Annotated in this window: 22 protein-coding genes; 12 read left to right on the top strand and 10 right to left on the bottom strand. The window is 60.8% G+C overall.

Features of this window, described 5'->3' with window-relative positions; genetic code table 11:
- Position 1: 1 nt before the first annotated feature.
- Positions 2 to 574 carry a LemA family protein gene (locus V6943_RS07535; RefSeq protein ID WP_340553097.1) on the bottom strand — a complete coding sequence of 191 codons (573 nt, stop codon included), beginning with the start codon at positions 572 to 574 and terminating at the stop codon, positions 2 to 4.
- A gap of 186 nt (positions 575 to 760) precedes the next feature.
- Between V6943_RS07535 and V6943_RS07530 the strand changes: the two genes are divergently transcribed.
- From V6943_RS07530 to V6943_RS07500, 7 genes are all read left to right on the top strand, one after another.
- The gene (locus tag V6943_RS07530) at positions 761 to 2104 is read left to right on the top strand and encodes an imelysin family protein (RefSeq protein WP_340553096.1); all 1344 of its coding nucleotides are present in this window, start codon (positions 761 to 763) and stop codon (positions 2102 to 2104) included.
- Between the two features lie 172 nt (positions 2105 to 2276).
- Positions 2277 to 3692 (top strand): di-heme oxidoreductase family protein, encoded by a 1416-nt coding sequence (locus V6943_RS07525; RefSeq protein ID WP_340553095.1) that lies wholly within the window; start codon positions 2277 to 2279, stop codon positions 3690 to 3692.
- Between the two features lie 39 nt (positions 3693 to 3731).
- A complete protein-coding gene (locus tag V6943_RS07520; protein ID WP_340553094.1) occupies positions 3732 to 4799 on the top strand; it encodes an imelysin family protein in 1068 nt (355 codons plus the stop codon).
- A gap of 1 nt (position 4800) precedes the next feature.
- A complete protein-coding gene (locus V6943_RS07515; protein WP_340553093.1) occupies positions 4801 to 5895 on the top strand; it encodes a DUF1513 domain-containing protein in 1095 nt (364 codons plus the stop codon).
- 121 nt (positions 5896 to 6016) lie between these two features.
- Positions 6017 to 7642: a methyl-accepting chemotaxis protein gene (locus tag V6943_RS07510; protein WP_340553092.1), complete on the top strand. Its 1626-nt coding sequence runs from the start codon at positions 6017 to 6019 to the stop codon at positions 7640 to 7642.
- Between the two features lie 299 nt (positions 7643 to 7941).
- Positions 7942 to 9096: an efflux RND transporter periplasmic adaptor subunit gene (locus tag V6943_RS07505; protein ID WP_340553091.1), complete on the top strand. Its 1155-nt coding sequence runs from the start codon at positions 7942 to 7944 to the stop codon at positions 9094 to 9096.
- 24 nt (positions 9097 to 9120) lie between these two features.
- The gene (locus V6943_RS07500; RefSeq protein ID WP_340553090.1) at positions 9121 to 12150 is read left to right on the top strand and encodes a multidrug efflux RND transporter permease subunit; all 3030 of its coding nucleotides are present in this window, start codon (positions 9121 to 9123) and stop codon (positions 12148 to 12150) included.
- A gap of 25 nt (positions 12151 to 12175) precedes the next feature.
- Here V6943_RS07500 and V6943_RS07495 read toward each other — a convergent pair whose 3' ends face one another.
- The 6 genes from V6943_RS07495 to V6943_RS07470 all read right to left on the bottom strand — a co-directional run bounded on the left by V6943_RS07495 (position 12176) and on the right by V6943_RS07470 (position 16537).
- Positions 12176 to 12475 (bottom strand): DUF2845 domain-containing protein, encoded by a 300-nt coding sequence (locus V6943_RS07495; RefSeq protein WP_181101986.1) that lies wholly within the window; start codon positions 12473 to 12475, stop codon positions 12176 to 12178.
- A gap of 54 nt (positions 12476 to 12529) precedes the next feature.
- Positions 12530 to 12760, bottom strand: coding sequence for a hypothetical protein (locus tag V6943_RS07490; protein ID WP_231752207.1), 231 nt, complete (start codon positions 12758 to 12760; stop codon positions 12530 to 12532).
- A 231-nt stretch (positions 12761 to 12991) separates the two neighbouring features.
- Positions 12992 to 14641, bottom strand: a complete 1650-nt coding sequence (groL, locus tag V6943_RS07485) for a chaperonin GroEL (RefSeq protein ID WP_340553089.1) — start codon at positions 14639 to 14641, stop codon at positions 12992 to 12994.
- 58 nt (positions 14642 to 14699) lie between these two features.
- Positions 14700 to 14993, bottom strand: a complete 294-nt coding sequence (locus V6943_RS07480) for a co-chaperone GroES (RefSeq protein WP_181101990.1) — start codon at positions 14991 to 14993, stop codon at positions 14700 to 14702.
- A 248-nt stretch (positions 14994 to 15241) separates the two neighbouring features.
- A complete protein-coding gene (locus tag V6943_RS07475) occupies positions 15242 to 15706 on the bottom strand; it encodes an FxsA family protein (RefSeq protein WP_181101992.1) in 465 nt (154 codons plus the stop codon).
- A 126-nt stretch (positions 15707 to 15832) separates the two neighbouring features.
- Positions 15833 to 16537: a HugZ family pyridoxamine 5'-phosphate oxidase gene (locus tag V6943_RS07470; RefSeq protein WP_340553088.1), complete on the bottom strand. Its 705-nt coding sequence runs from the start codon at positions 16535 to 16537 to the stop codon at positions 15833 to 15835.
- A 103-nt stretch (positions 16538 to 16640) separates the two neighbouring features.
- Here V6943_RS07470 and V6943_RS07465 point away from each other — a divergent pair, with 103 nt between their 5' ends.
- Positions 16641 to 17399, top strand: coding sequence for an SDR family oxidoreductase (locus V6943_RS07465; RefSeq protein WP_340553087.1), 759 nt, complete (start codon positions 16641 to 16643; stop codon positions 17397 to 17399).
- 91 nt (positions 17400 to 17490) lie between these two features.
- Here the strand turns inward: V6943_RS07465 and V6943_RS07460 are convergent, their stop codons facing one another.
- Positions 17491 to 18495, bottom strand: coding sequence for a DUF481 domain-containing protein (locus V6943_RS07460; protein WP_340553086.1), 1005 nt, complete (start codon positions 18493 to 18495; stop codon positions 17491 to 17493).
- Between the two features lie 141 nt (positions 18496 to 18636).
- Between V6943_RS07460 and V6943_RS07455 the strand changes: the two genes are divergently transcribed.
- Positions 18637 to 18996 carry an MGMT family protein gene (locus tag V6943_RS07455; RefSeq protein ID WP_340553085.1) on the top strand — a complete coding sequence of 120 codons (360 nt, stop codon included), beginning with the start codon at positions 18637 to 18639 and terminating at the stop codon, positions 18994 to 18996.
- A gap of 34 nt (positions 18997 to 19030) precedes the next feature.
- Complete coding sequence (locus V6943_RS07450) at positions 19031 to 20731, top strand: AmpG family muropeptide MFS transporter (RefSeq protein WP_340553084.1); 1701 nt, start codon at positions 19031 to 19033, stop codon at positions 20729 to 20731.
- 55 nt (positions 20732 to 20786) lie between these two features.
- On the opposite strand, the gene V6943_RS07445 is transcribed toward V6943_RS07450, so the two are convergent.
- Together V6943_RS07445 and V6943_RS07440 are read right to left on the bottom strand one after the other, a co-directional pair.
- On the bottom strand, positions 20787 to 21611 hold the full coding sequence (locus V6943_RS07445) for a mechanosensitive ion channel family protein (RefSeq protein WP_340553083.1): 825 nt from the start codon (positions 21609 to 21611) through the stop codon (positions 20787 to 20789).
- Positions 21612 to 21699: 88 nt separating this feature from the next.
- Positions 21700 to 22179 carry a YajQ family cyclic di-GMP-binding protein gene (locus tag V6943_RS07440; protein WP_181102006.1) on the bottom strand — a complete coding sequence of 160 codons (480 nt, stop codon included), beginning with the start codon at positions 22177 to 22179 and terminating at the stop codon, positions 21700 to 21702.
- Positions 22180 to 22323: 144 nt separating this feature from the next.
- Between V6943_RS07440 and V6943_RS07435 the strand changes: the two genes are divergently transcribed.
- A complete protein-coding gene (locus V6943_RS07435; protein ID WP_340553082.1) occupies positions 22324 to 23289 on the top strand; it encodes a GGDEF domain-containing response regulator in 966 nt (321 codons plus the stop codon).
- A complete protein-coding gene (locus V6943_RS07430) occupies positions 23289 to 24206 on the top strand; it encodes a putative 2-dehydropantoate 2-reductase (RefSeq protein WP_340553081.1) in 918 nt (305 codons plus the stop codon). Before V6943_RS07435 ends, V6943_RS07430 begins: the two co-directional genes overlap by 1 nt.
- Positions 24207 to 24236 lie beyond the last annotated feature (30 nt).

Raw genomic sequence — 24236 nt, 5'->3', positions numbered from 1 at the left:
CTCAGCCGAACAGCGGCTTCAGGTCGACGTCCGCCTTTTCCGCCTCGCTGAACTGCAGCAAGGGCGCCTCGCGGAAACCGAATGCGCGCGCCAGCAACACGTCGGGGAATTGCTCGATGCGCACGTTATTCAGATTGACCGACTCGTTGTACAGCTCGCGACGGTCGGCGATGCCGCTTTCCAGCCCGCTGATGCGCTGTTGCAGATGCCGAAAGCTCTCGTTGGCGCGCAGCTCCGGATAGTTTTCGGCCAGCGCGAATAGCCGCCCAAGCCCCGCGCGCAGCCCGGTTTCCGCCTGCCCGAGCGCACCGACATCGCCTTGCTCGCGCGCATCGGACACCGCATTGCGCGCCCTGATGATCTGTTCCAGCGTGCCGCGCTCGTGCTGCATGTATTGCTTGCAGGTTTCCACCAGTTTGGGCAGCTCTTCGTGCCGCTGGCGCAACAACACGTCGATGTTCGACCAGGCTTTGCTTACGCCGTGCTTGAGGCGCACCAAGCCGTTGTAAAGCACCACTGCATAAGCGATGGCAAGAAACAGCACGACCCACGCAAGAACGGCTCCCAGGCTCATCGAGTATCTCCACAAAGTCCGAATTCGGAGGCGGCATTCTAGCCGGACCGCACAATGGCAAGCGCGACCTGCTCCACGCATTTTCTTTGCACAAAATGCAAATCTTTCGCATTATGCCCTGCAGCGAATGGCCGCACCCTCTGGGTCGGCCTTCCTTTTTCTCACCTGCACGCAAAGGAACCCGCCATGCTACGCACCCCCGTCTGGGCCACCGCCAGCCTTCTCGCTGTCGCCATTTCACTCGCAGGTTGCGGCGAAGACAAAGCGCCAGCCGAACAGGCCGCCGCTCCGCAAACCACCCAGAGCGAGCCGGCAACTGCGAGCGCGCCAGAAGCGACCCTGAACGAAGAAGCCGCACAGGCGGTGGTCAAGCATTACGCGGACATGGCGCATGCCATCTTCAGTGATGCGCACAGCACTGCAATGAAGCTCCAGGAAGCCATCGACGCCCTGCTCGCCGATCCGACGGAGCAAACCCTGCAGGCCGCCAAGGACGCCTGGCTCGCCGCACGTGTGCCCTACATGCAGACCGAAGTGTTCCGCTTCGGCAACGCCGTGGTCGATGACTGGGAAGGCCAGCTCAACGCCTGGCCGCTGGACGAAGGCATGATCGACTACGTCGAGGGCGACTATCAGCACGCCCTGGGCAACCCCGGCGCCACTGCCAACATCATCGCCAACAAGGAATTGCAGATCGGCGAAGACAAGCTCGACGTCAGCGAAATCACCGGCGAGAAGCTCGCCAGCCTGAACGAATTGGCCGGCTCGGAAGCCAACGTCGCCACCGGTTATCACGCCATCGAATTCCTGCTCTGGGGTCAAGACCTGAACGGCACCGGCCCTGGCGCAGGTAACCGTCCCGTAAGCGACTATATCGAAGGTGAAGATTGCACCGGCGGTAACTGCGATCGCCGCCGCACCTACCTGAAAGCCGCGACCGATCTCCTGGTCACCGACCTCGAAGAGATGGTCAACGAGTGGAAGCCCGGTGTCGCCGACAACTATCGCGCCAGCCTGGAAAGCGAATCTGCCGAGAATGGCCTGCGCAAGATGTTCTTCGGCATGGGCAGCCTTTCGCTCGGCGAACTGGCGGGCGAGCGCATGAAGGTCGCGCTGGAAGCCAACTCACCGGAAGACGAGCACGACTGCTTCAGCGATAACACCCACAACTCGCATTTCTTCAATGCCAAGGGCATCAGGAACGTCTATCTCGGCGAGTACACCCGCGTCGATGGCAGCACGCTCAGCGGGCCGAGCCTGGCCTCGCTGGTCGATGGCGTCGATCCGCAGGTCAACACCACGCTGAAGACCGATCTGGAAACCACCGAAGCCAAAATGCAGGTATTGGTCGTCAGCGCCAACGAGGGTGAAGCGTTCGATCAGTTGATCGCACCTGACAATAATGAAGGGCAGGAAAAAGTCCGCGCCGCGATCGGGGCGCTGGTACAACAGACCGGTTCGATCGAGAAAGCCGCTGCCGCACTGGGTATCGGCGACCTGAACCCGGACACTGCCAATCACCAGTTCTGATCCTGTATTTCAGGGAGCGGTGCAAGGCCGCTCCCTGAATGCCGTTCATGGTGCGCTCTTTCGCTAACAGCCAAGCTGTAGCAACCAGAGCCAGACCAAATGCAAACTGCTCTTATTCACACTCCATTAGGCTGCTAAGATTGCCGCCCTGTCACACGCCCAGGTACACCTGATGCACCCGCTTTCTCGCTCTGCTATCGCCCTGCTGCTGGCCATGAGTCTTGCCGCCTGCGGCGAGCAGGCGCCACGCTTCGAGCAGGCCGAGCCGGGCGAAGCGCTTTCCGCCGGTAGCGCGACCGTGATGAAGTTCGATCAGAACGCCTTCTCGATGCCCTCTGCCAATCTATCGCCTGTGAGGCGACTGGATTTCAGTGTCGGCAACAGCTTCTTCCGAAATCCCTGGGTCATTGCGCCGGCTTCGACCACGGCGCGCGACGGCCTCGGTCCGCTGATGAATACCAACGCCTGTCAGAGCTGCCACATCAAAGACGGTCGCGGCCATCCCGCCGATGCCGAGCGCGGCAATGCCGTTTCCATGCTGGTACGGCTATCGATTCCCGCCGGTGCCGAGCACGCCGAGGTTATCCGCGAGCGCGGTATCGCACCGGAGCCCGTCTACGGTGGTCAGTTGCAGGATATGGCCATTCCCGGCGTGATGCCGGAGGGCAAGGTCCGTCTCAGCTATGCCACCCGGATCGAGCGATTCGCCGACGGATTCGAAGTCGAGCTGCGCGAACCGAAGCTGGCCATCACCGAGCTCGGTTACGGCCCCATGCATCCCGATACGCAATTTTCCGTCCGTGTGGCACCGCAAATGATCGGCCTGGGTCTGCTGGAAGCCATTCCCGAAGCAGCGCTACTGGCCAACGCCGACCCGGACGACAGCAACGGCGACGGCATATCCGGCCGCCCTAACCGGGTGTTCGACCAGGTCACGCGTGACACCGCGATTGGCCGCTTCGGCTGGAAGGCCGGACAACCGAACCTCAACCAGCAGAATGCCGATGCGTTTTTCAACGACATGGGCCTGACCACGAGTCTGTTCACCGGCAACAGCTGTACCGATCGGCAAACGGATTGCCTGACCATGCCCCACGGGGGCGAGCCGGAAGTCAGCGACAACATCCTCCGTCTGGTGTCGTTCTACACTCGCAATCTGGGTGTACCGGCGCGCCGCGACGTTGACGCCCCCCAGATCCTTCAGGGCAAAGCACTGTTCCACCGTGCCGGCTGCCAGAGCTGCCATGTGCCAACATTCACCACGGGCGATGCCGCCGAGCCCGAATTGGCCAATCAGCTGATTCGCCCTTATACCGATCTGCTGCTGCATGACATGGGCGAAGGGCTTGCCGATCACCGGCCGGAGTTCGAAGCCAGCGGCAGTGAATGGCGAACCCCACCGCTATGGGGCATCGGCATGACCGAAGCGGTCAGCGGACATACCCAGTTTCTGCATGACGGACGGGCGCGCAACCTGCTCGAAGCCATACTCTGGCACGGCGGCGAAGCGGAACGAGCCAAACAGGCCGTGCTCGGTTTCGACAGCGATGAACGCAGCGCCCTGCTGGCTTTTCTCGAATCACTCTAGCGCCGGACCAACCGGCGACCCGCCTTGCCGAGGAGCAACATGCATTTCAACCTTTCAATCCTCTCCGCCACCGCACTGGGCCTGATGTTAACCGCCTGCGCGCCGTCCGACCCCTTTACCGAAACGAGCAAGCACCTGGCCGATGAAGTCCTGCTGCCTGCCTATACCCAGTGGGCCGAAACCAACCGGCGCATGGCCGCAAGCAGCATTGCCTTTTGCGCGTGCAACGAAGAACTGGACGACGCGCGCAAGACCTTCCTGCAGGCACAATTCGCCTGGACGGGCCTGCAACCGCTGCTGATCGGGCCGATGGGCGAAGGCAACCGAGCCTGGCAAGTGCAGTTCTGGCCCGACAAGAAAAATCTGGTAGGACGGCAGGTCACCGCTCTGCTGAAGAAGAATCCCCAGCTGACCCAGGCCGACCTGGAAAACGCGAGCGTCGTGCTGCAGGGCCTTTCGGCTTACGAATACGTGCTGTTCGACAAGGCCGTCGACCTGCAGGACGACGAGTCCAAGGCGCGCCATTGCCGGCTGCTCGAGGCCATCGGCGAGCACCAACAGAAGCTTGCCGCGAACATGCTGCAGGAGTGGCAGGCCGAAGGCGGCATGGTCGCGCAACTCAGCGAGTTCCCTAACGAGCGCTATGCCGAATCGCAAGAGGCGATCGCCGATCTGTTGCGCGTACAGGTCACCGCGCTGGACGGTCTGAAGAAAAAGCTCGGCGCCCCGCTGGGTCGCCAGACCAAAGGCTTCCCGCAGCCCTTCCAGGCCGAAGCCTGGCGCAGCGACGCCACGCTCGGCAGTATCGATGCCGCCCTCGCCGGTGCACAAAAACTCTGGCAAGGCGCCGATGACAACGGCTTCAAACGTCTGGTGCCTGCCGATCAGAGCGACCTGGTCAAACGCATCGACGTCGCTTACGCGACGGCCCGCCAACACCTGACGGACATCATGCTGCCGTTCAGCGAACTGATCGCCGACGAGGCCGGTCGCGAAAGGCTGAACGCGCTGTACCAGGACATCGACGTACTACACCGCTTGCATCAGAACGAACTGGCCCGCGCGCTGGGCGTGCAGATCGGCTTCAACGCTCACGACGGAGATTGATATGAAACGTAGAGCCTTTCTCGGACTGGGCAGTGCTCTGGTCGCCGTCTCCGCCGTCGGTGGCTGGACACTGACCCGTCATAGTGAGCAACCGCTGCTGCTCTCCGCGCGCGATGATGCCGATGGCCGTCACTACGCGGTCGGCTATCGACTCGACGGCAGCCGCGTGTTCGCCACGCCGGTCAATGAGCGCTGCCATGACGTTTATGTCCATCCGCATCTGCCGCTGGCGGTCTTCGTCGGGCGCAGGCCGAGCCGCGAAAGCTATCTGCTCGACAGCCGGGACGGCACCCTGCTACAGGTCATCGCCTCGCCACCTGACCGACACTTCTATGGGCACGGCGTGTTTCATGCCAGCGGCGACCTGTTCTACGCCACTGAGAACGACACCACCGATGCCGGTCGCGGAGTGATTGGCATCTACCGCGTCGAGGAGCGCCGGCTGGTCCGCGAAGGCGAGCATTCCAGCCATGGCATCGGCCCGCATCAGCTGCTGTGGATGCCCGACGGCGAGACCCTGGTGATTGCCAATGGCGGCATCCGCACCGAGGCCGACAGTCGCGAGATGATGAATCTCGATGCCATGGAGCCGAGCTTGGTGCTGCTCCATCGCGACGGTACGCTGATCAGCAAGGAGCAGCTGCCCGAGCAGATGAACAGCGTGCGTCACCTTGCGGTTGGCGAGGACGGCACTGTGGTTTCCGGCCAGCAGTACGAAGGCGATCCCATGGATGCGGTCCCGCTGCTAGCGATCAAGCGTCCCGGTGAGGCGTTCCAGGCGTTCCCGCTGGGTGAAGCGCAGCGCCAGACGATGAACCAGTACACCGCCAGCCTGGCGATCAATGACCCGCTGCGCCTGCTGGCCGTGACGGCGCCGCGCGGCAATAAGGTCTTCATCTGGGATCTGGACAGTGCTGCTCTGCGCGAAGAAATTCACCTGCCCGATTGCGCCGGCGTCGCGGCGGTCGAACAGGGCTTCGTGGTGAGTTCGGGACAAGGTCGTTGCCGATTGGTCGACTGCCTGGGCGAGCGCTTCGTCAGTAGCCCGCTGCAACTACCGGCAGGGCTCTGGGACAACCATTTGCGCCTGGTCTGAAAGTCCTCAAGTATCGAGACGATGCGCCGAAAAACAAAGCGACCGGGCGGTCACCCTTGTGAGCGCCCGGTTAGTTCTTGCCATTAGTGCAAGCGCACCTACTCGATACGAGAATGCTCTGATGTTTCTGAAAAAATCCCTACGGGCTCAGTTACTGGGTCTGATCGGCGCCAGCCTGCTGGTGATGCTCGTGATCGCCCTCGCCAGTTTTTTCTTCCTGTCCAAGGATATTTCGGCATACCAGACTCTGCTGAAAGGGCCGGTCGAAGCGTCGCGATTGATTGACGAAGCCAATCTGGAATTCAAGGTACAGGTGCAGGAATGGAAGAACGTCCTGCTGCGTGGAAAATCGTCTGATGCCATGAATAAGTATTGGCAGAGCTTCGAAAAGCAGGAGCGCAAAGTCCAGGAGTTACTGTCCACGCTCGTACAACTGAGCAGCCACAGACCGGACCTGTCGAGCAAGATCGAAACGCTACGAGCAGAACATCGCGCTCTCGGTGTCGAGTATCGAGCCGGGCGCGATGCTTATATCGCCGCTGGTAACGATCCGGTAGCAGGCGATGAATCCGTTCAGGGCATCGACCGCGCCACCAGCGAACAGCTGAGCGCTCTGGTCGAACAGCTGCGTGAGTCAGCGCTGCACAGCTCCGATGAAATCGGCCACGCCGCCGACCAGGCCATCATCTCCGGGTCGCTGATCATGGTCATCGCTGGCGCGCTGGTCGCGCTTCTCAGCCTGTGGCTAGTCAATCGCCAATTGATTAACCCGATCCGTCATCTGATCGACCACATCGCCAAACTCAGCCAGGGCAATTTCAGCGAACACGTCGACACCAGCCGTGCCGACGAACTAGGACGTCTAGCAGCGGCCGCGAATATTCTGCGTGACTTTCTCGCTGATACATTCACCCGCCTGCAGCGCAGCACCTCGGACCTAGACAATGCCAGCGGCGAACTGAACGCCATCGCGGCGCTGATGGGCCAAGGCACCCGCGAACAGTTCTCTCGCACCGATCAGGTCGCAACCGCCATGCACGAAATGTCCGCTACGGCTCAAGAAGTGGCACGCCACGCCGCTGACGCCGCGCGCGCCGCAGACGCTGCCGACCACTCGGCGCAGCAGGGCGAAAGCATGATGCGCTCGACCATTCAGACGATCACCCACATGCGTGGCGAGATCAGCAATACGGCCGACGTCATTCGCCGTCTGGAGGCTGACAGTGGTCGAATCGGCAAGGTATTGGAGGTCATACGCGGCATCGCCGATCAAACCAATCTGCTGGCGCTGAACGCCGCCATCGAAGCGGCACGGGCTGGCGACGCGGGCCGTGGATTCGCCGTCGTGGCCGACGAAGTGCGCACGCTGGCCCGGCGCACGGCCGACTCCACCGCCGAGATTCACCAGATCATCGATACGGTGCAGACCGGCGCGGTGGATGCGGTGCGCGCGATCGAAAACGGCCAGAGCCGTAGCGATGAAGGAGTCGAGCGGGTGACCGAAGCGGGCAGCATGCTTCAACGCATCACGCTGGAAGTCGAAGCGATTCGCGACATGAACCGGCAGATCGCCACCGCTGCCGAGGAACAAACCTCCGTGGCGGAAGACATCTCACGCAACCTCACCGAGATCACCGCAATCGCCACCACCAATCAGAGCAATGTCGAGCGCACCGAAAAAGCCAGTCAGAACCTGCACGGCTTGTCGGCGCAGCTCAGTGAAGTAACTCACCGTCTCGCAGGCTGACGCAAACCTGCCCTGACCCACCGGCCTCGCCATAAAAGCGGGCCGGTGACGGCGAATGCTGGACGCGCCGCTCTACCCCTCTTGTTTGCGCGCCCAAGACTGCACGTCGGGCCTATCTATCGACTGCTTTACATACATTCGATTCAGGACTAATTTCGCTGTTCTCCGACCCCACCGGTCGGAACAGTAAAAGGCCGAGCATCCCGTCAGGGCGGCATTCGGTGATCCAGTGTTTACCCGCACGGCTGCCTCGTTCATGGCAGTAGTCAGCCGGCCCACCACTCCAGGGAATACGGAAAATGTTGCGCCGCATGCTGCTCATGCTGGGCGCGGTGATTGTCGTTGTATTGATTCTCGCCGCCATCAAGTTCAATTCCATCTACACGCAGATCCAACAGTTCAAGGCCCCGAAGCCGCCCGTCAACGTCGAGGTCGTGGAGTCGCGCCGACAGCCGTGGCAACGCCAACTTTCGGCGATCGGCACGCTCACGGCGTTCCAGGGCATCGATCTATCCGTGGAGGTCGTCGGCACCGTCAGCGACGTACAGTTCCGCTCGGGCGAAAAGGTCAACAAGGGTCAGCCAATCGTTCTGCTCGACAGTGAAATCGAACAGGCGAGCCTGGTTGCCGCCGAAGCCGATCTGCATCTGGCGAAAGTGGAGTTCGAGCGAGCGCGCAGCCTGGTCGACCGCCAAGCCATATCACGCAGCGAATACGATCGGCTCAACGCCGAATCGCAGAAAGCGGCGGCCGCGGTCGAGCAGCTGAAGGCCAGCCTGGCGAAGAAACGCATTCTTGCGCCCTTTTCCGGAACCATCGGCATTCGACAGGTGGACGTTGGTGACTTCGTCGCCGCCGGTACGCCGATCGCGACGCTGCAGGACCTGTCCACCTTGTTCGTCGATTTCTACGTGGCCGAACAACAGGTGCCCTCGCTCGCCATCGGCCTGCCCGTGCACATCCAGGTGCCGGCTTTTCCCGGCGAGCGGTTCACGGGAACCCTCGTCGCCCTGAATCCCAAGGTGGACGTCACCACCCGCAACATCCAGGTGCGCGCGGAGCTGGCCAATCCCGGCGAGCGGCTGCTGCCCGGCATGTTCGCCGACCTGCAGGTGCTGTTGCCGGACGACGGGCCCCAGGTCGTTGTGCCGGAGACAGCCATCACCTACACGCTGTACGGCAATTCGGTACTGCTGGTGAAGGAAGGCCAGGCGCCCGAACCCGAGGAAGGCGACGAAGCGCCCGAGCGCAACGAACCTTATCTGGTGGTGGAACGTCGCTTCGTCGAAACCGGTGAGCGGCGCGACGGCCGCGTGGTGATCCTCGACGGACTCGATGCCGGCGAACAGGTGGTGATTGCCGGTCAGCTCAAGCTGGACACCGGCACTCACGTGGCCATCGCCGACAAGCGCACGCTCGAACTCGAGCCGAACAACGGCTCCGACGCCCGCTGACGTCGACACAGGAAAGACATCCTCATGGCTTTTACCGACCCATTCATTCGCCGCCCGGTGCTGGCCAGCGTGGTCAGCCTGCTGATCGTGCTGCTCGGCTTCCAGGCGTTCAACAGCCTGGTGATTCGTCAGTATCCGCAGATGGAAAGCGCGCTGATCACGGTGACCACCGCCTATCCCGGCGCCAACGCCGAAACGATTCAGGGCTATATCACCCAACCGCTGCAGCAGAGTCTGGCCAGCGCCGAAGGCGTGGATTACATGACCTCGGTGAGCCGGCAGAACCTGTCGGTCATCTCGGTTTACGCGCGCATCGGCGCCGACACTGACCGGCTCTACACCGAGCTGTTGAGCCAGGCCAACTCGGTAAAGAACCAGCTGCCACAGAACGCCGAAGACCCGGTGCTGAACAAGCAGGCCGCCGACTCGACCGCGCTCATGTACATCAGCTTCTACAGCGAGCAGCTGAGCAATCCGCAAATCACCGATTACCTGTCGCGGGTGATTCAGCCGAAGCTGGCCACCCTGCCCGGCATGGCCGAGGCGGAGATTCTCGGCAATCAAGTCTTCGCCATGCGGCTTTGGCTGGACCCGGTGAAACTCGCCGCCCATGGCCTGTCCGCAAGCGACGTGAACGAGGCGGTGCGTCAATACAACTTCCTTTCCGCTGCCGGCGAGGTGAAAGGCCAATATGTCGTCACCAGCATCAATGCCAACACCGACCTGAAGACGCCGGAAGCCTTTGCGGCGATTCCGCTGAAAACCCAGGGCGGCAGTCGCGTGCTGCTCGGCGATGTCGCACGGGTCGAAATGGGCGCCGAGAGCTATAACGCCATCAGCTCGTTCGACGGCATCCCATCGGTCTACATCGGCGTCAAGAGCACGCCGAGCGCCAACCCGCTGGATGTGATCCGCGAAGTGCGTGCAGTGATGCCGGAGATCGAATCGCAACTGCCACCGAATCTGAAGGTGACTATCGCCTATGACGCCACGCGTTTCATCCAGGCGTCCATTGATGAAGTGGTGAAAACCCTCGCCGAGGCGGTGGTCATCGTCATCATCGTGGTCTTCCTGTTCCTCGGCTCGCTGCGTTCGGTACTGATTCCGGTGGTGACCATTCCGCTGTCGATGATTGGCGTGATGTTCTTCATGCAGACCATGGGTTATTCGATCAACCTGCTGACGTTGCTAGCCATGGTGCTGGCGATCGGCCTGGTGGTGGACGACGCCATCGTCGTGGTCGAAAACATCCACCGACACATCGAACAAGACAAGACACCCTTCCAGGCAGCCATCGACGGGGCGCGCGAGATCGCCATGCCGGTGGTCAGCATGACCGTCACCCTGGCGGCGGTGTATGCGCCCATCGGCTTTCTGCAAGGACTGACCGGCGCGCTGTTCCAGGAATTCGCGCTGACGCTGGCCGGCGCGGTGCTGATCTCCGGCGTTGTGGCGCTGACGTTGTCGCCCATGATGTGCTCGCGGCTGTTGCGTCATGAAGAGAACTCGACGGGCCTGGCGCACCGGCTGGACATGCTGTTCGACCGGCTGAAGCTGCGTTACCAGCGCGCCCTGCATGGCACGCTGAATACCCGCCCGGTGGTGCTGGTGTTCGCGGTGATCGTGCTCGGGCTGATTCCGGTTCTGCTCACATTCACCGAAAGCGAACTGGCTCCGGAAGAGGATCAAGGCATCATCTTCATGATGGCCAGCGCACCGCAAACGACCAACCTCGATTATCTGAACGCATATACCGACCAATTCCTGGAAATCTTCAAATCCTTCCCCGAGTACTACTCCTGGTTCCAGATCAACGGGTTCGACGGCGTACAGAGCGGCATTGGCGGTTTTTTGATGAAGCCGTGGGATGAGCGCGAGCGTACCCAGATGGAGGTACTGCCAGAGGTGCAGGCCAAGCTCGACAGCATTCCTGGCTTGCAGGTGTTCGGCTTCAACCTGCCATCCTTGCCCGGCACTGGCGAAGGCCTTCCCTTTCAGTTCGTGATCAACACCGCGAGCGACTACGAGTCGCTGCTGCAGGTCACCGAGCGCATCAAGGAAAGAGCCGAAGCGTCCGGCAAGTTCGCCTTCCTCGATGTAGACCTGGCCTTCGACAAACCCGAAATCGTCGTCGATATCGACCGCGAAAAGGCCGCGCAAATGGGCGTAACGATGGAAGACCTTGGCGTGACGCTTGCCACCTTGCTCGGCGAAAGCGAGATCAACCGCTTCACCATCGAGGGTCGCAGTTACAAGGTGATCGCCCAGGTCGAAAGAGCCTACCGGGACAATCCCGGCTGGCTGAAGAACTACTACGTGAAGAACGACCAGGGCGAGATGGTGCCCTTGTCGACGCTGATCAAGATCCATGACCGGGCCCGGCCGACGCAGTTGAAGCAGTTCCAGCAGCTCAACGCAGCGACGATACAGGGCTTCCCGATCGTCAGCATGGGCGAGGCCATCGACACGCTGCTCAGCATCGCTCAAGAAGAAGCGCCGCAGGGATTCACCTTCGATTACGCCGGTGCGTCGCGCCAGTACATTCAGGAGGGGACCGCCCTGTACACGACTTTCGCTCTCGCGCTGGCCGTTATCTTCTTGGTGCTGGCGGCGCAGTTCGAGAGCTTCCGCGATCCGCTGGTGATTCTGATCACGGTGCCGCTGTCGATCTGTGGCGCGCTGGTGCCGCTCTTTCTCGGCCTGTCGACCATGAACATCTATACCCAGGTCGGACTGGTGACGCTGATCGGGCTGATCAGCAAGCACGGCATCATGATCGTCGAGTTCGCCAATCAGCTACGCCGCGAGCAGGGTATGAGCCGCCGCGAAGCGGTAGAAGAAGCGGCAGCGATTCGACTGAGACCGGTCCTGATGACGACGGCAGCAACGGTATTCGGCATGGTTCCGCTGATCCTGGCCAGTGGTGCCGGAGCCGTCAGCCGCTTCGACATCGGAACGGTGATCGCCACGGGCATGACCATCGGCACACTTTTCACGCTATTCGTTCTGCCGGCCGTCTATACGGTATTGGCAAGCCCGGAAAGGACAGCTTGATTGAGCAAATAGCCTGATGTGGGGCCTATAACCGCCGGGTTTCGATCTTGACTAATTGCCCGTCGATAAAGCGCAGGAAGCGATGCGCCCCATTATTTGGACCATAAATCCATGTCTCCACAGTCACAGATCCCCTTGCCGGATTCCCGTCAGGCCGGGTTGCAGGCGCCACGATTTCCTTGTCGTAAGGCTCGCCGCATTTGGTCAGCACTTCAAACGAACCTGCGCCTGTGGCAATGAGTCCGCCGTCACAGCGCATGGTTGCTGCATAGGCTTGTCCAAGAAAAAACGCGCCTAACACTGGGATAAGCGCCGCGCGTTTCATTGCAGTCTCCTTGAAGGACACCGCCCCGTCAGCGATAGCGCGGAGCTTGTCCGTTCAACCCCGCCCGATCAGGCTCTGAGATAGGCCGTACATGAACAGCAGCAGATCGTGATCTGGCCGCACGTCGATCGAAGAAGCTCGAGCGACTCGCGGCACTGCACAATGATCACTGACATCGCTGCGCGACACGACGCGAGCGTCGGGCTCGCTCCAGGCAGCAGCGCACAAGGAAGCAACGCTGAGTGCGCCGACTAGAAAAAGTCCTCGAGCAATTTCAAGCTTCATCGCGCAAGCCCTTGTTATTAGGTGAGTCGAGAAACTCACCATAGATCACAATTTAGCCTGCTGCCCAGCCAGACGACCAATGGTCGCTTTCGCTCGCATGGGCAACGAACGGCAAGGCGGCTCACGCTGCCACCAAAGCATGACAGCGTCATGAATGTCGCTTCAGTTACGAAAAAAAGGCCCCGCACGAAGCGGGGCCTTTTCATACAGCTACAGCGGGAGCCGGTCGGCTTACATCATGCCGCCCATACCACCCATACCACCCATGCCACCCATGTCCGGCATGGCTGGAGCAGCCTTGTCGTCGATGCTTTCGGCGACCATGGCTTCGGTGGTGACCATCAGACCGCCGATGGAGGCAGCAGCCTGCAGCGCGGAACGGGTAACCTTGGCCGGATCGAGGATGCCCATCTCGATCATGTCGCCGTAGGTGTCGGACGCCGCGTTGAAGCCGTAGTTGCCTTCGCCCTGCTTGACCTTGTCAACTACGACGCTTGGCTCACCACCAGCGTTGGCAACGATCTGGCGCAGCGGCGCTTCAACAGCGCGACGCAGCAGTGCGATACCGACGTTCTGGTCTTCGTTCTCGCCCTTGAGCTCGGAGATGGCCTGCAGCGCACGCACCAGGGCCACGCCGCCGCCAGGTACCACGCCTTCTTCAACGGCTGCACGAGTGGCGTGCAGGGCGTCTTCGACGCGGGCCTTCTTCTCTTTCATCTCGACTTCGGTACCGGCACCGACCTTGATCACGGCAACACCGCCAGCCAGCTTGGCCAGACGCTCTTGCAGCTTCTCTTTGTCGTAGTCGGACGTGGTGTCTTCGACCTGCTTGCGGATCTGCGCAACGCGGGCTTCGATGTCGACCTGCTGACCAGCACCATCGATGATGGTGGTGTTTTCTTTGTTCAGCACGACGCGCTTGGCGTTACCCAGGTGCTCCAGGGTAGCGGTTTCCAGGCTCAGGCCGACTTCTTCGGAAATCACGGTACCGCCAGTCAGGATGGCAATGTCCTGCAGCATGGCCTTGCGGCGGTCGCCGAAGCCAGGCGCCTTGACGGCAGCAACCTTGACGATGCCGCGCATGTTGTTGACGACCAGCGTAGCGAGGGCTTCGCCTTCGACGTCTTCAGCAACGATCAGCAGCGGACGACCGGCCTTGGCCACGCCTTCCAGTACCGGCAGCAGTTCGCGGATGTTGGAGATCTTCTTGTCGACCAGCAGCAGCAGCGGGCTGTCGAGTTCGGCAACCATGGTGTCCGGCTTGTTGATGAAGTAAGGGGACAGGTAACCGCGGTCGAACTGCATGCCTTCTACGACGGACAGTTCGTTTTCCAGGCCCGAGCCTTCTTCAACGGTGATGACGCCTTCTTTACCGACCTTTTCCATGGCTTCGGCGATGATGGCGCCGATGGAGCTGTCGGAGTTGGCGGAGATGGTGCCGACCTGGGCAATGGCCTTGAAGTCAGTGCAAGGCTTGGCCAGGTTCTTAAGCTCGGCAACAACGGCGATGGTCGCCTTGTCGATGCCGCGCTTCAGATCCATCGGATTCATGCCGGCAGCGACGGCTTTCAGGCCTTCGTTGACGATGGCTTGAGCCAGAACGGTAGCGGTAGTGGTGCCGTCACCGGCTTCGTCGTTGGCCTTGGACGCAACGTCCTTGACCAGCTGCGCGCCCATGTTCTCGAAACGGCATTTCAGCTCGATTTCCTTGGCAACGGAAACGCCGTCTTTGGTGATGGTCGGAGCGCCGAAGTTCTTTTCCAGAACGACGTTACGGCCTTTCGGACCGAGGGTCGCTTTTACCGCGTCAGCCAGGACGTTGACGCCGGTGAGCATCTTCTTGCGAGCGGAGTCGCCGAACTTAACTTCTTTAGCAGCCATGTTGATTCTTCCTCAAATTCTGTTGATGGAGCGCAGTTCGCTATGGACCGGGCGCTGATCAGGCTTCGACGACGGCGAGGATTTCGTTCTCGCTCATTACCAGCAGGTCTTCACCGTCGACCTTGACGGTGTTGCTGCCGGAGTAAGGGCCGAATACGACCTGATCGCCAACCTTGACGGCCAGCGCACGTACTTCGCCGTTATCCAGAACGCGGCCAGTACCAACTGCGACGATTTCGCCACGGTTCGGCTTTTCGGCAGCGGAGCCCGGCAGCACGATGCCGCCTGCGGTCTTGGTTTCTTCTTCGCTGCGGCGAATCACGACGCGGTCATGCAGAGGACGAAGCTTCATTGTCGATCTCTCCTAGTACAGTGGTTTCCATGCCGATGCATTTTCATCGGCGGGTTGGGCAAATCCGGCGGTGCCGGTTGCGGCCCGCAATGCGAGCCGCAGAAGACGGACTGTCGAACACGACAGCGACCTTGCGGTGACCGCTACATGCGGGCGCGCAAAATGATTTCAAGGGCGCGCGTTGATTTTTTGCATTGAAAAATGAAAAAGGCATGCTTGCGCATGCCTTTTCGCTCGGGCAGCAAGCATTACTTGTCGCGACGCTCCCATTCGCCCTCGATGACATTGGGACGCTGTGGCCCGGCTTGACGCTCCTGCTGCTGGCGCAGGTCATCGGCAAAGGCTCGACGACGCTGGGCCTGGGCCTCGACACGGCGGCCAACGAAGGCGAGAAACAGCTTGCGCGATGGCGGAAACAGCACCAGCAACGCGATGATGTCACTGAGGAATCCGGGCAGGAACAGCAAACCGCCCGCGACGGCCATCATCAGCCCCTGAAGCATTTCACGCTCCGGCAGCTCGCCACGCGCCAGCCGCTCGCGCGCACGCCAGGCGGTGGCGAAACCTGCCAGACGCAACAACAGAATGCCGGCCATACCGCTGATGATCAGCAACAGAATGGTCGGCAGCACACCGATCGAGCTGCCGACCTGAATCAGCAATGCCAGCTCGGCTAGCGGGAATAGGAGAAACAGCAGTAAGAAAATACGCATCGATAGTCCTTGGCGGAAGAACGGCTTCCGATCTCGTGTAGATGACGGCAGCTTGTACCGAATTCAACCCGCCCAAAGAGTAGGCTGTAACCGGATTATTCGCCCCTGTGCTTACCTCAGGCTGAATCAGCGGCGCGCCATGGCGACCAGTGCCTGGCGCACCGCACCCGGGTTGTCGCAGGTGTCTGGAAACGCCAGCCAGTGAATGGTCTGGCCGATGCGAAGGTGAAAACCTTCGCTGTCGATGCCAACCATCTGCGCAGCAGGCGCGGATGGCAACCCAGCCCGCTCAACGTAATGGGCGATGGCTGCGGCATGGTCGTCATTCATATGCTCGAGCATTCCGCTCTCGGCGTCGCCGGCCCGAGTGAACGGATTGCTCAGCGCCACATCGTCCAGCCAGTGAATCGCACCAAAGCCGCCAATGTAGCGCCAGCGAACCGGCTGCAGGCTCCAGAAATCGAAGTCGTGCGCCCTGTGGTAGTCGCGCGATTCGGGAAAGTAACGGTAGTAACGCGCCGCCGCTGCGTCGATGGCTGAAGCATCGTCGAGCTGGCGCGCCTCGGCCAATACGGTCAGGCGCCCGTTGGCCTGTACATCTTCGACGCCGCGCTCGGCCACCAGCAACGAACAGCGCGGATCAGCCTTGAGGTTTTTCGTGTGCTGGGCGATTCGGCTGATCAGAATCAGCGGCCACCCGTTCTCGGTCAGGCAATAGGGCACCGAGGAGCCGAAGGGAAATCCGGGCATCGCTGCGGAGTGCGTCGAGAGCACGCCACGGTATTCCTTGAGCAGGAGTTGTCGGGCATGCTTGACGGCTTCAGTGCTCACAGGGGGTCCTCGATAGCTTTGTTCGATTCGACGGGGCGCTCAGCATAACGGTTTCACCGGCGGGCGTCGTTTCCCGCGGCAAGAGCCACAAGAGGAGATTCGCATGCAGCTCAAAGACAAAGTCATCATCATTACAGGCGGCGGACAAGGCCTGGGACGCGCGATGGGAGAATACCTCGCCGGCAAGGGCGCGCGATTGGCGCTGGTCGATCTCAATCAGGAAAAGCTGGACGAAGCGGTGGCGGCCTGCAAGAGCGCGGGCGGCGATGCGCGGGCCTACGTATGCAACGTGGCCAGTGAAGAACAGGTCAACCACATGGTCAGCCAGGTCAGTGACGACTTCGGCGGCCTCGACGGGCTGGTCAATAACGCCGGCATTCTCCGCGATGGCCTGACCATCAAGGTGAAAGACGGCGAGCTGTCGAAAATGAGCCTGGCGCAATGGCAGGCCGTGATCGATGTAAACCTGACCGGCGTGTTTCTCTGCACCCGCGAAGTAGCCGCGAAGATGATCGAGCTGAAGCGTCAGGGCGCGATCGTCAACATCTCTTCGATTTCACGAGCCGGCAACATGGGCCAGGCGAACTACTCCGCCGCCAAGGCGGGCGTAGCGGCGGATACGGTGGTCTGGGCCAAGGAGTTGGCACGCTACGGCATACGTGTGGCGGGTGTTGCGCCAGGATTCATCGAGACCGAAATGGTCGCCAGCATGAAACCCGAAGCGCTGGAAAAAATGGCCGCCGGCATTCCACTCAAGCGGCTCGGCAAGCCGATGGAAATCGCCCACTCGGTCGCCTACATCTTCGAGAACGACTACTACACAGGACGTATTCTGGAGCTGGATGGCGGGCTGCGGCTGTAAAGGCAGTTGGAAGACCCGCGAGTTTCAAGCTGCAAGTAGAAACATCCCACCGCTTTTCTTCTTGCAGCTCATAGCTTGACGCTTGAAACTTTTACCAACCCACGCCGAAACCGATGCTGTAACGCGTTTCATCCATGTCGCTTTCCGCGCCGCTGACGATGTCCTTTTCAGCCTTCATGTTCAGCGACGCCCAGTCGGTCACCTTGTAGCGCAGCCCCACCTCGGCATCGAGTTCATAATCAGCGACGTTTTCCAGCGGCTTGCCGATTTCACCGTTACTGAACAGTTCGAACGTTTTGCCCACCAGATAGCGGTTGTACTTCCACTTCATCGCCAGCGAATAGAAATTCTCCGTCTCTCCGCTGGCAAACTCGTAGTCACTGCGGTTGATCAACGAGGCAAGGGAGAAAGCACCCAGTTCGTTATCCCAGAACTGATAACCCGGACCGGTACCCAGTGAGCGCTGGCGGCGGACGTCCTCGACCTTGTCGCGCTTGTATTCGAAGCGCCCTTGCCAGAACCAGTGTTCGTCGATAAAGCGATCCAGCGCGTATTCGGCATCCCAGTTATCGGTCGCGGTTACGCCGTCGCGGTATTCGCGGTTGTAATTGGCCGCCCCGCTGTGGCGCCAGAGCCCGTGCCGAGCCGAGGTATCGAAGGAGATGTCGTAATCATCCGTATCGGTTTCCGCGCGCTTGTAGTCCAGCGCCACGTCCACGTTGCCTTTCCAGGTCAGATCCTGGATCAGCGGTTTCGGATGGATGATCTGAGTGATGCTGGCCAGCGGAACCGTACGCGGCACACTACCGTTGCTCAGGGTGACTTTGCCGTCATCTGCGGCCTGCAGCGACTTGGCCACTTCGCCGGTCACATCGTCCTGCTTGATCAGTAACTGCTGGTTGCTCTCCAGCGTTGCGACCTGACTCCACTTCACGGGGATCGAGCCGCCGTAGTCGGTCTCGATCAGCAATTTACCGCCATCCATCACACTGATCTTGCCGGTCAGGCGATCACCGTTCTTCAACCATACGGTATCGGCGAACGAAGGCAGGGAGATTACGGAAAGAGACACGCAAAGCAGGGTTCTAGAGAGCATAGATGACTGAAATTCTGGGTAGATGCGGTTAAAAGGCAGGCATTATCCCTATGCTTTTTGTCACAGCAAGCACTGACCGCTGAACGGGAAACGAGTTCAGCGCCGCCCAATCGGTCCCGGCTCACGAAGGAAGCATTCCGCATGATTGACCAGCCACCTTTATTACCTCCGGGTGCCGACGCCGAAGCGCGTCGCGCCGCCGTCTACCTCGTCATGGGCCAGATCCCGACGGGCAAGGTGGTGAGCTATGGCGAGGTGGCCGCCATGGCCGGACTCGGTCGTGCTGCGCGCTGGGTTGGCCGGCTGATGTCGCAACTACCGGATGGCACCAGCCTGCCCTGGCACAGAGTGATCGGCGCTGGCGGACGGCTCAGTCTGCCAGCAGGCAGCGCTGCGGGGCATGAGCAACGCATGCGGTTACGCGCCGAGGGCGTGACCATCATCAACGACCGTGTCGACATACGTCGGCACGGCTGGCATTCGTCGGAGCACAGCGGGTAGAGTGCGCGCTTCATATTTCTGTCCGTCCCGTCATATGTCCCGTGAAACATGGCGCGCCGCACTCGCCGCCTATGCCAGCCCCGCTTCGCTGACCCTGCTGGTGCTCGGCTTCGCCGCAGGCCTGCCCGCAATCCTGGTGTTTTCCACGCTTTCGGTATGGTTGCGGGAAGCGGGCGTATCGCGCGAAACCATTGGCTTTGCCAGCTGGATTAGCCTGGCGTACGCATTCAAATGGGTCTGGTCACCGATGCTCGACCAGTGGCGCCTGCCCTGGATCGGCGCTTTGGGGCGCCGCCGTTCCTGGCTGGTGCTGTCGCAGGCGGTGATTGCCGTCGGCTTGATTGGCATGGCGCTATGCAACCCGCAGCACAACCTGACCATGCTGATTGCATTGGCTGTCGCGGTGGCCTTCGCTTCGGCCACCCAGGACATCGCCATCGACGCCTATCGTTTGGAGATCGCCGAGGACAAGCTGCAAGCAACCTTAGCCGCGAGCTACATGACCGGTTACCGGATCGCCATGCTGCTGGCCAGCGCTGGCGCACTGTTTCTCGCCGAATGGCTGGGCTCGACCAATCTCGAATATAGCCAGAGCGCCTGGGCCACGACCTATATAGCCTTCGCGCTGTTGATACTCCCGGGCCTGGTCACCAGCCTGCTGATTCCCGAGCCGGAGGGCGCCGCGCCGCTGCCCAACGAGCCCTCGAAATACAGCTTCAACCACCAGTTGGCGGGAGTCGGTTTGCTGCTGGTCCTGCTGATATCCGTACCGGCGATGATCAACGCGCTGATTGCCCAGGCCTGGCCCCGCGCCACACTGTACCTACTATTCATTATCGGCTCGCTGTCGCCCTGGGGGCGGGCTCTGCTGTTCCCCGTTAGGCAGATGCTGCACCAGGCCGGACAGCGCCAGCGCCCGGCGCGATTCGATTTCGTGCATCAGGCGGTTTCAGTAATCGTGCTGATCATCCTGATGGTTTCGACCACTGGCATGTTCCAGTCCTACTGGGGTGGCTACTGGCCACGCGGCACCATGTATCTGCTGATCTGCTGGGGCTGCTTATCCGGTCCCGGCCGTATTCTGATGGGACCGGTGCTGACGCCGATCACCGATTTCATCCTGCGCTATCGCTGGCAGGCGCTGCTGCTGTTGGGGCTGATCGCCACGTACCGGATGTCGGATACGGTGATGGGCGTGATGGCCAACGTCTTCTATATCGACCAAGGCTTCAGCAAGGACCAGATCGCCAGCGTCAGCAAGCTGTTCGGGCTGATCATGACGCTGCTCGGCGCGGCGTTTGGCGGTCTGCTGATCGTCCGTTTCAGCATTCTGCCGATCCTGTTCATCGGCGGTGTCGCATCAGCGGCCACCAACCTCATGTTCATGCTGCTGGTGGATATGGGCGCCAACCTGAACATGCTGATCGTCACTATATCCTGCGATAACTTCAGTGGCGGCCTGGCCTCCACGGCGTTCGTCGCTTATCTGTCGAGCCTCACCAACCTGAAGTTCTCGGCCACCCAGTACGCCCTGCTAAGTTCGTTGATGCTCCTATTGCCGCGCCTCCTGGGCGGCTACTCCGGCGTCATGGTCGAACACCTTGGTTACAGCGATTTCTTCCTGGTCACTGCACTGCTCGGCGTACCGACTCTGGTGCTGATTGCCTGGCAGTGGTCCCGCAGCCGCCGGCCACCGGAAGCCTCTGATTCGGTCCCGTCTACCGAGCGAAGCTGAAAAAGAAGCCGGCGAAATCGCCGGCTTCTTTTTTACTGAGCATCTTTACTGAGCGTCAGCTTTGAACCAGATGCATCACGCGCTGCGGATACGGAATGCCGATGCCCGCCTCGTCGAAGCGTTCTTTCAGCAGTTCGGTGAAGCCGAAGGTCACAGGCCAGAAGTCGCCGGTCGCTACCCAGACCCGCAGCGACAGATTGACAGAACTATCGCCCAGCCCCGTCACGAAGACCACCGGTTCAGGGTCACGTAACACGCGCTCGTCCTCTGCGATTTCTAGCAGGATCTTGCGCGCCAGCTTGATGTCCGCGCTGTAGTCGATTCCTACGTTGATATCGGCGCGACGACGCGGTTCGCGCGAATAGTTGGTGATGTGACCGTTAGACAGGCTGCCGTTGGGCACCACAATGGTCTTGTTGTCACCCGACTTGAGGATCGTGTGGAAGATCTGGATCGAATGCACGGTGCCAGCCACACCCTGGGCTTCGATCCACTCGCCAACGCGAAACGGACGGAACACCAGGATCAGCACCCCACCGGCGAAATTCGCCAGACTGCCTTGCAGTGCCAGACCGATAGCCAGACCGGCCGCACCGATCACCGCGATGAAGGAGGTGGTTTCCACCCCGATCATCGACGCCACGCTGACCAGCAGCAGGACCTTCAACACGATGCTCGCCAGGCTCTCGATGAAGCCGTGCAGCGAAGCGTCCACCTGGCGCCGCTGTAGCAGGTTGCCAATCTTGCTGACGAACGTGTTGACCAGCCACCAGCCAATCAGGAAAGTCGCCAGCGCCAGCAACAGCTGAGCACCGTATTGCAGGACGATCGGCAACCATGCCTCGGATAGATCGACCAGATAATCGACACTGAAATCCATCAGTGGACGTCTCCCTCAGGGAAAAACCGAGCGTGCCGTCAGGCAGGCCGCTCGGCTAAAACGGAAGGCACCTAAAGTGCCGGGGAAATCAGTCGCGGAAGTTGTTGAACTGCAGCGGCATGCCGAACTCCTTGGCCCGCAGCAAGGCGATGGCCTCCTGCAGATCGTCGCGTTTCTTGCCGGTCACTCGAACCTGCTCGCCCTGAATGGCCGCCTGCACCTTGAGCTTGGCCTCCTTGATATACGCAACGATCTTTTTCGCCAGCTCCTTGTCGATGCCTTCGCGCAGCACCACGTCCTGCTTGACCGACTTGCCGGATGGGTACGGATCCTTGAACTCCAGGCACTGAATATCGATCTTGCGCTTGACCAGGCTCAGCTTGAGGATCTCCAGCATCTGCTCCAATTGGAAGTCGGCATCGGCGGTCAGATGGACCGTCAGTTCCTTGAACTCGAAGGTACCTTTACCGCGCAGATCGTAGCGCCGGTCCAGTTCCTTGAGCGCATTGTCGACGGCGTTGGTGACTTCGTGTTTGTCCAGTTCGGACACCACGTCGAACGAGGGCATGGCCTTCCTCCTATAAATACGGCGCAACGGTGTGACCCAGCGCGCTTAGCTTGACGATTCAAATGGGCGATCATTATAACGGTTCAGGCCAATAACGCCCGGCCCCTGGCCTGTTACGGCAACCCTCCTTAACCGAGCGCATGAATGCCCAACCCCCAACTCAGTATCCTGGTGGTCGACGACGCCAAATTTTCCAGCGTGATGATCGGTCGCGCCCTTTCGAAGGCCGGGTACGAGGACATTCGCTTCGCCAACAGTGCCAGCGCTGCGCTGGAGCTCATTGAGCAACGCCCGGCTAATGTTCTGCTCGCCGACTGGCTGATGCCCGAAATGGACGGGCTGGAACTGACCACTCAGGTCCGTCAGCAGGACGAAATGTCCCATCACTACACCTACATCATTCTGCTGACCGGGCGAGACGGTCAGGACGTACTGAGCAAGGCATTCGATCATGGGGTGGATGATTTCATCGGCAAGTCGGTGATGAACGAGCAGTTGGTACCTCGCGTGTATGCCGCCGATCGGCTTTGTGGCTCGTTGCAGCGGCTGATGCGGGAAAACCGTCTGCTGACCGAGAACATCGCCAGCCTGGAAAATCGCAACTTGATCGACCCGATTACCGGGCTGGGCAACATGCGCCATCTTCGTCAGCGGCTCGGCGACAGCCTGAGTCATATCGAGAGCCGTGGCGGCGCGTTGTGCTATCTGGTGATCGGCCTGCCGGAACTCCTCGATCAGCGAGAGCGCTACGGCGAGCTTCTTCATCACGAACTGCTGAGAGGCATCGCTCGGCGCCTGGGTCAGTTGGTGCGGCCGCTGGATACCCTCACCCGCCTGGATGATCACCACTTCGGCCTGCTCGCCCTGGTCGACGACTTGCGCGGTTGTTCGCCGAGCAGCTTCAAACGCTTGCACGAAGGGCTCAACCTCAAGGCGTTCAAGACCAGTGAAGGCTTCATTTCGATCAAGGCCGGCATCGGTCTGGTCAGCCTCGATGCGAGTACCCTGCCGGTCGAGCCCCAGACGCTGATCGAAAGCGCCGCGGCCCTGCTGCCCGACGCATACACCACTGGACGTATCGTGCCCCTGCGTTTTCGGCAACCAGCCTGATGATCGATACCTGGCATGTTCTGGGCGCTGGCAGCCTCGGCGGGCTCTGGGCGACGCGCCTGCACCGCGCCGGCGTACCGGTGCAAGTCATCCTACGCAACCCGCAACGACTCGCTGATTACCGCGCCGCGGGTGGCCTGAGCCTGACCGAGGCCGGCGTCACCGCTGTCTATCCGGTACCCGCGGAGCTGCCGGATGCAGCCACGCCGATAAACCGGCTGCTGGTTGCCTGCAAAGCATACGATGCGCAAGACGCAATCGCCGAGGTGGCATCGCGTCTGGTCAATGGATCGCAAATTCTTCTGTTGCAGAACGGCCTGGGCAGCCAGCAGGCCATTGCGGCACGCTGGCCCGGCAGCCGCTGCATATTCGTTTCTAGTACCGAGGGCGCCTATCGTCAGGCTGACTTCCGAATCGTCCATGCCGGCCAAGGACAGAACTGGCTGGGCGAACCCGACCATCGCAATCAGCCATCCTGGCTCGCCGATCTGGTCGCCGCGGGCATTCCGCACGGCTGGACGGAAGACATCATGGGCAAGCTCTGGCGCAAGCTGGCGATCAACTGCGCCATCAATCCCCTGACCGTCCTGAATGACTGCCGCAACGGCGACTTACGGGCGTTCCCCGAGCAGCTCCACCGACTCTGCAATGAACTCGCGGAGGTGCTCCGAGCCTGCGATCAATGTGACGCAGCTCATGGGCTCGAAGGCGAAGTGCTCTCGATCATCGAGGCAACGGCCAACAATTATTCCTCGATGCACCAGGACGTGCGAAACGGACGCCGGACCGAAGTCAGCTTCTTGCTCGGCCAGGCTTGTCTGGCCGCGGGACAGCACGATCTGCACGTGCCGGCGCTGTTCAGCCTGCAGCAACAGCTCCAGGCATTCCTGCGTGCCCACGGATTGCCCGCGGACTGAGGCACCGCTACCCTGCTGAAACACCCTAAG

It is taken from the genome of Pseudomonas sp. CBC3 (assembly GCF_037967085.1).
GTDB lineage: Bacteria > Pseudomonadota > Gammaproteobacteria > Pseudomonadales > Pseudomonadaceae > Stutzerimonas.
Note: the sequence above shows the minus strand (reverse complement) of the source record. Positions and strands in the feature narration are given on the sequence as shown.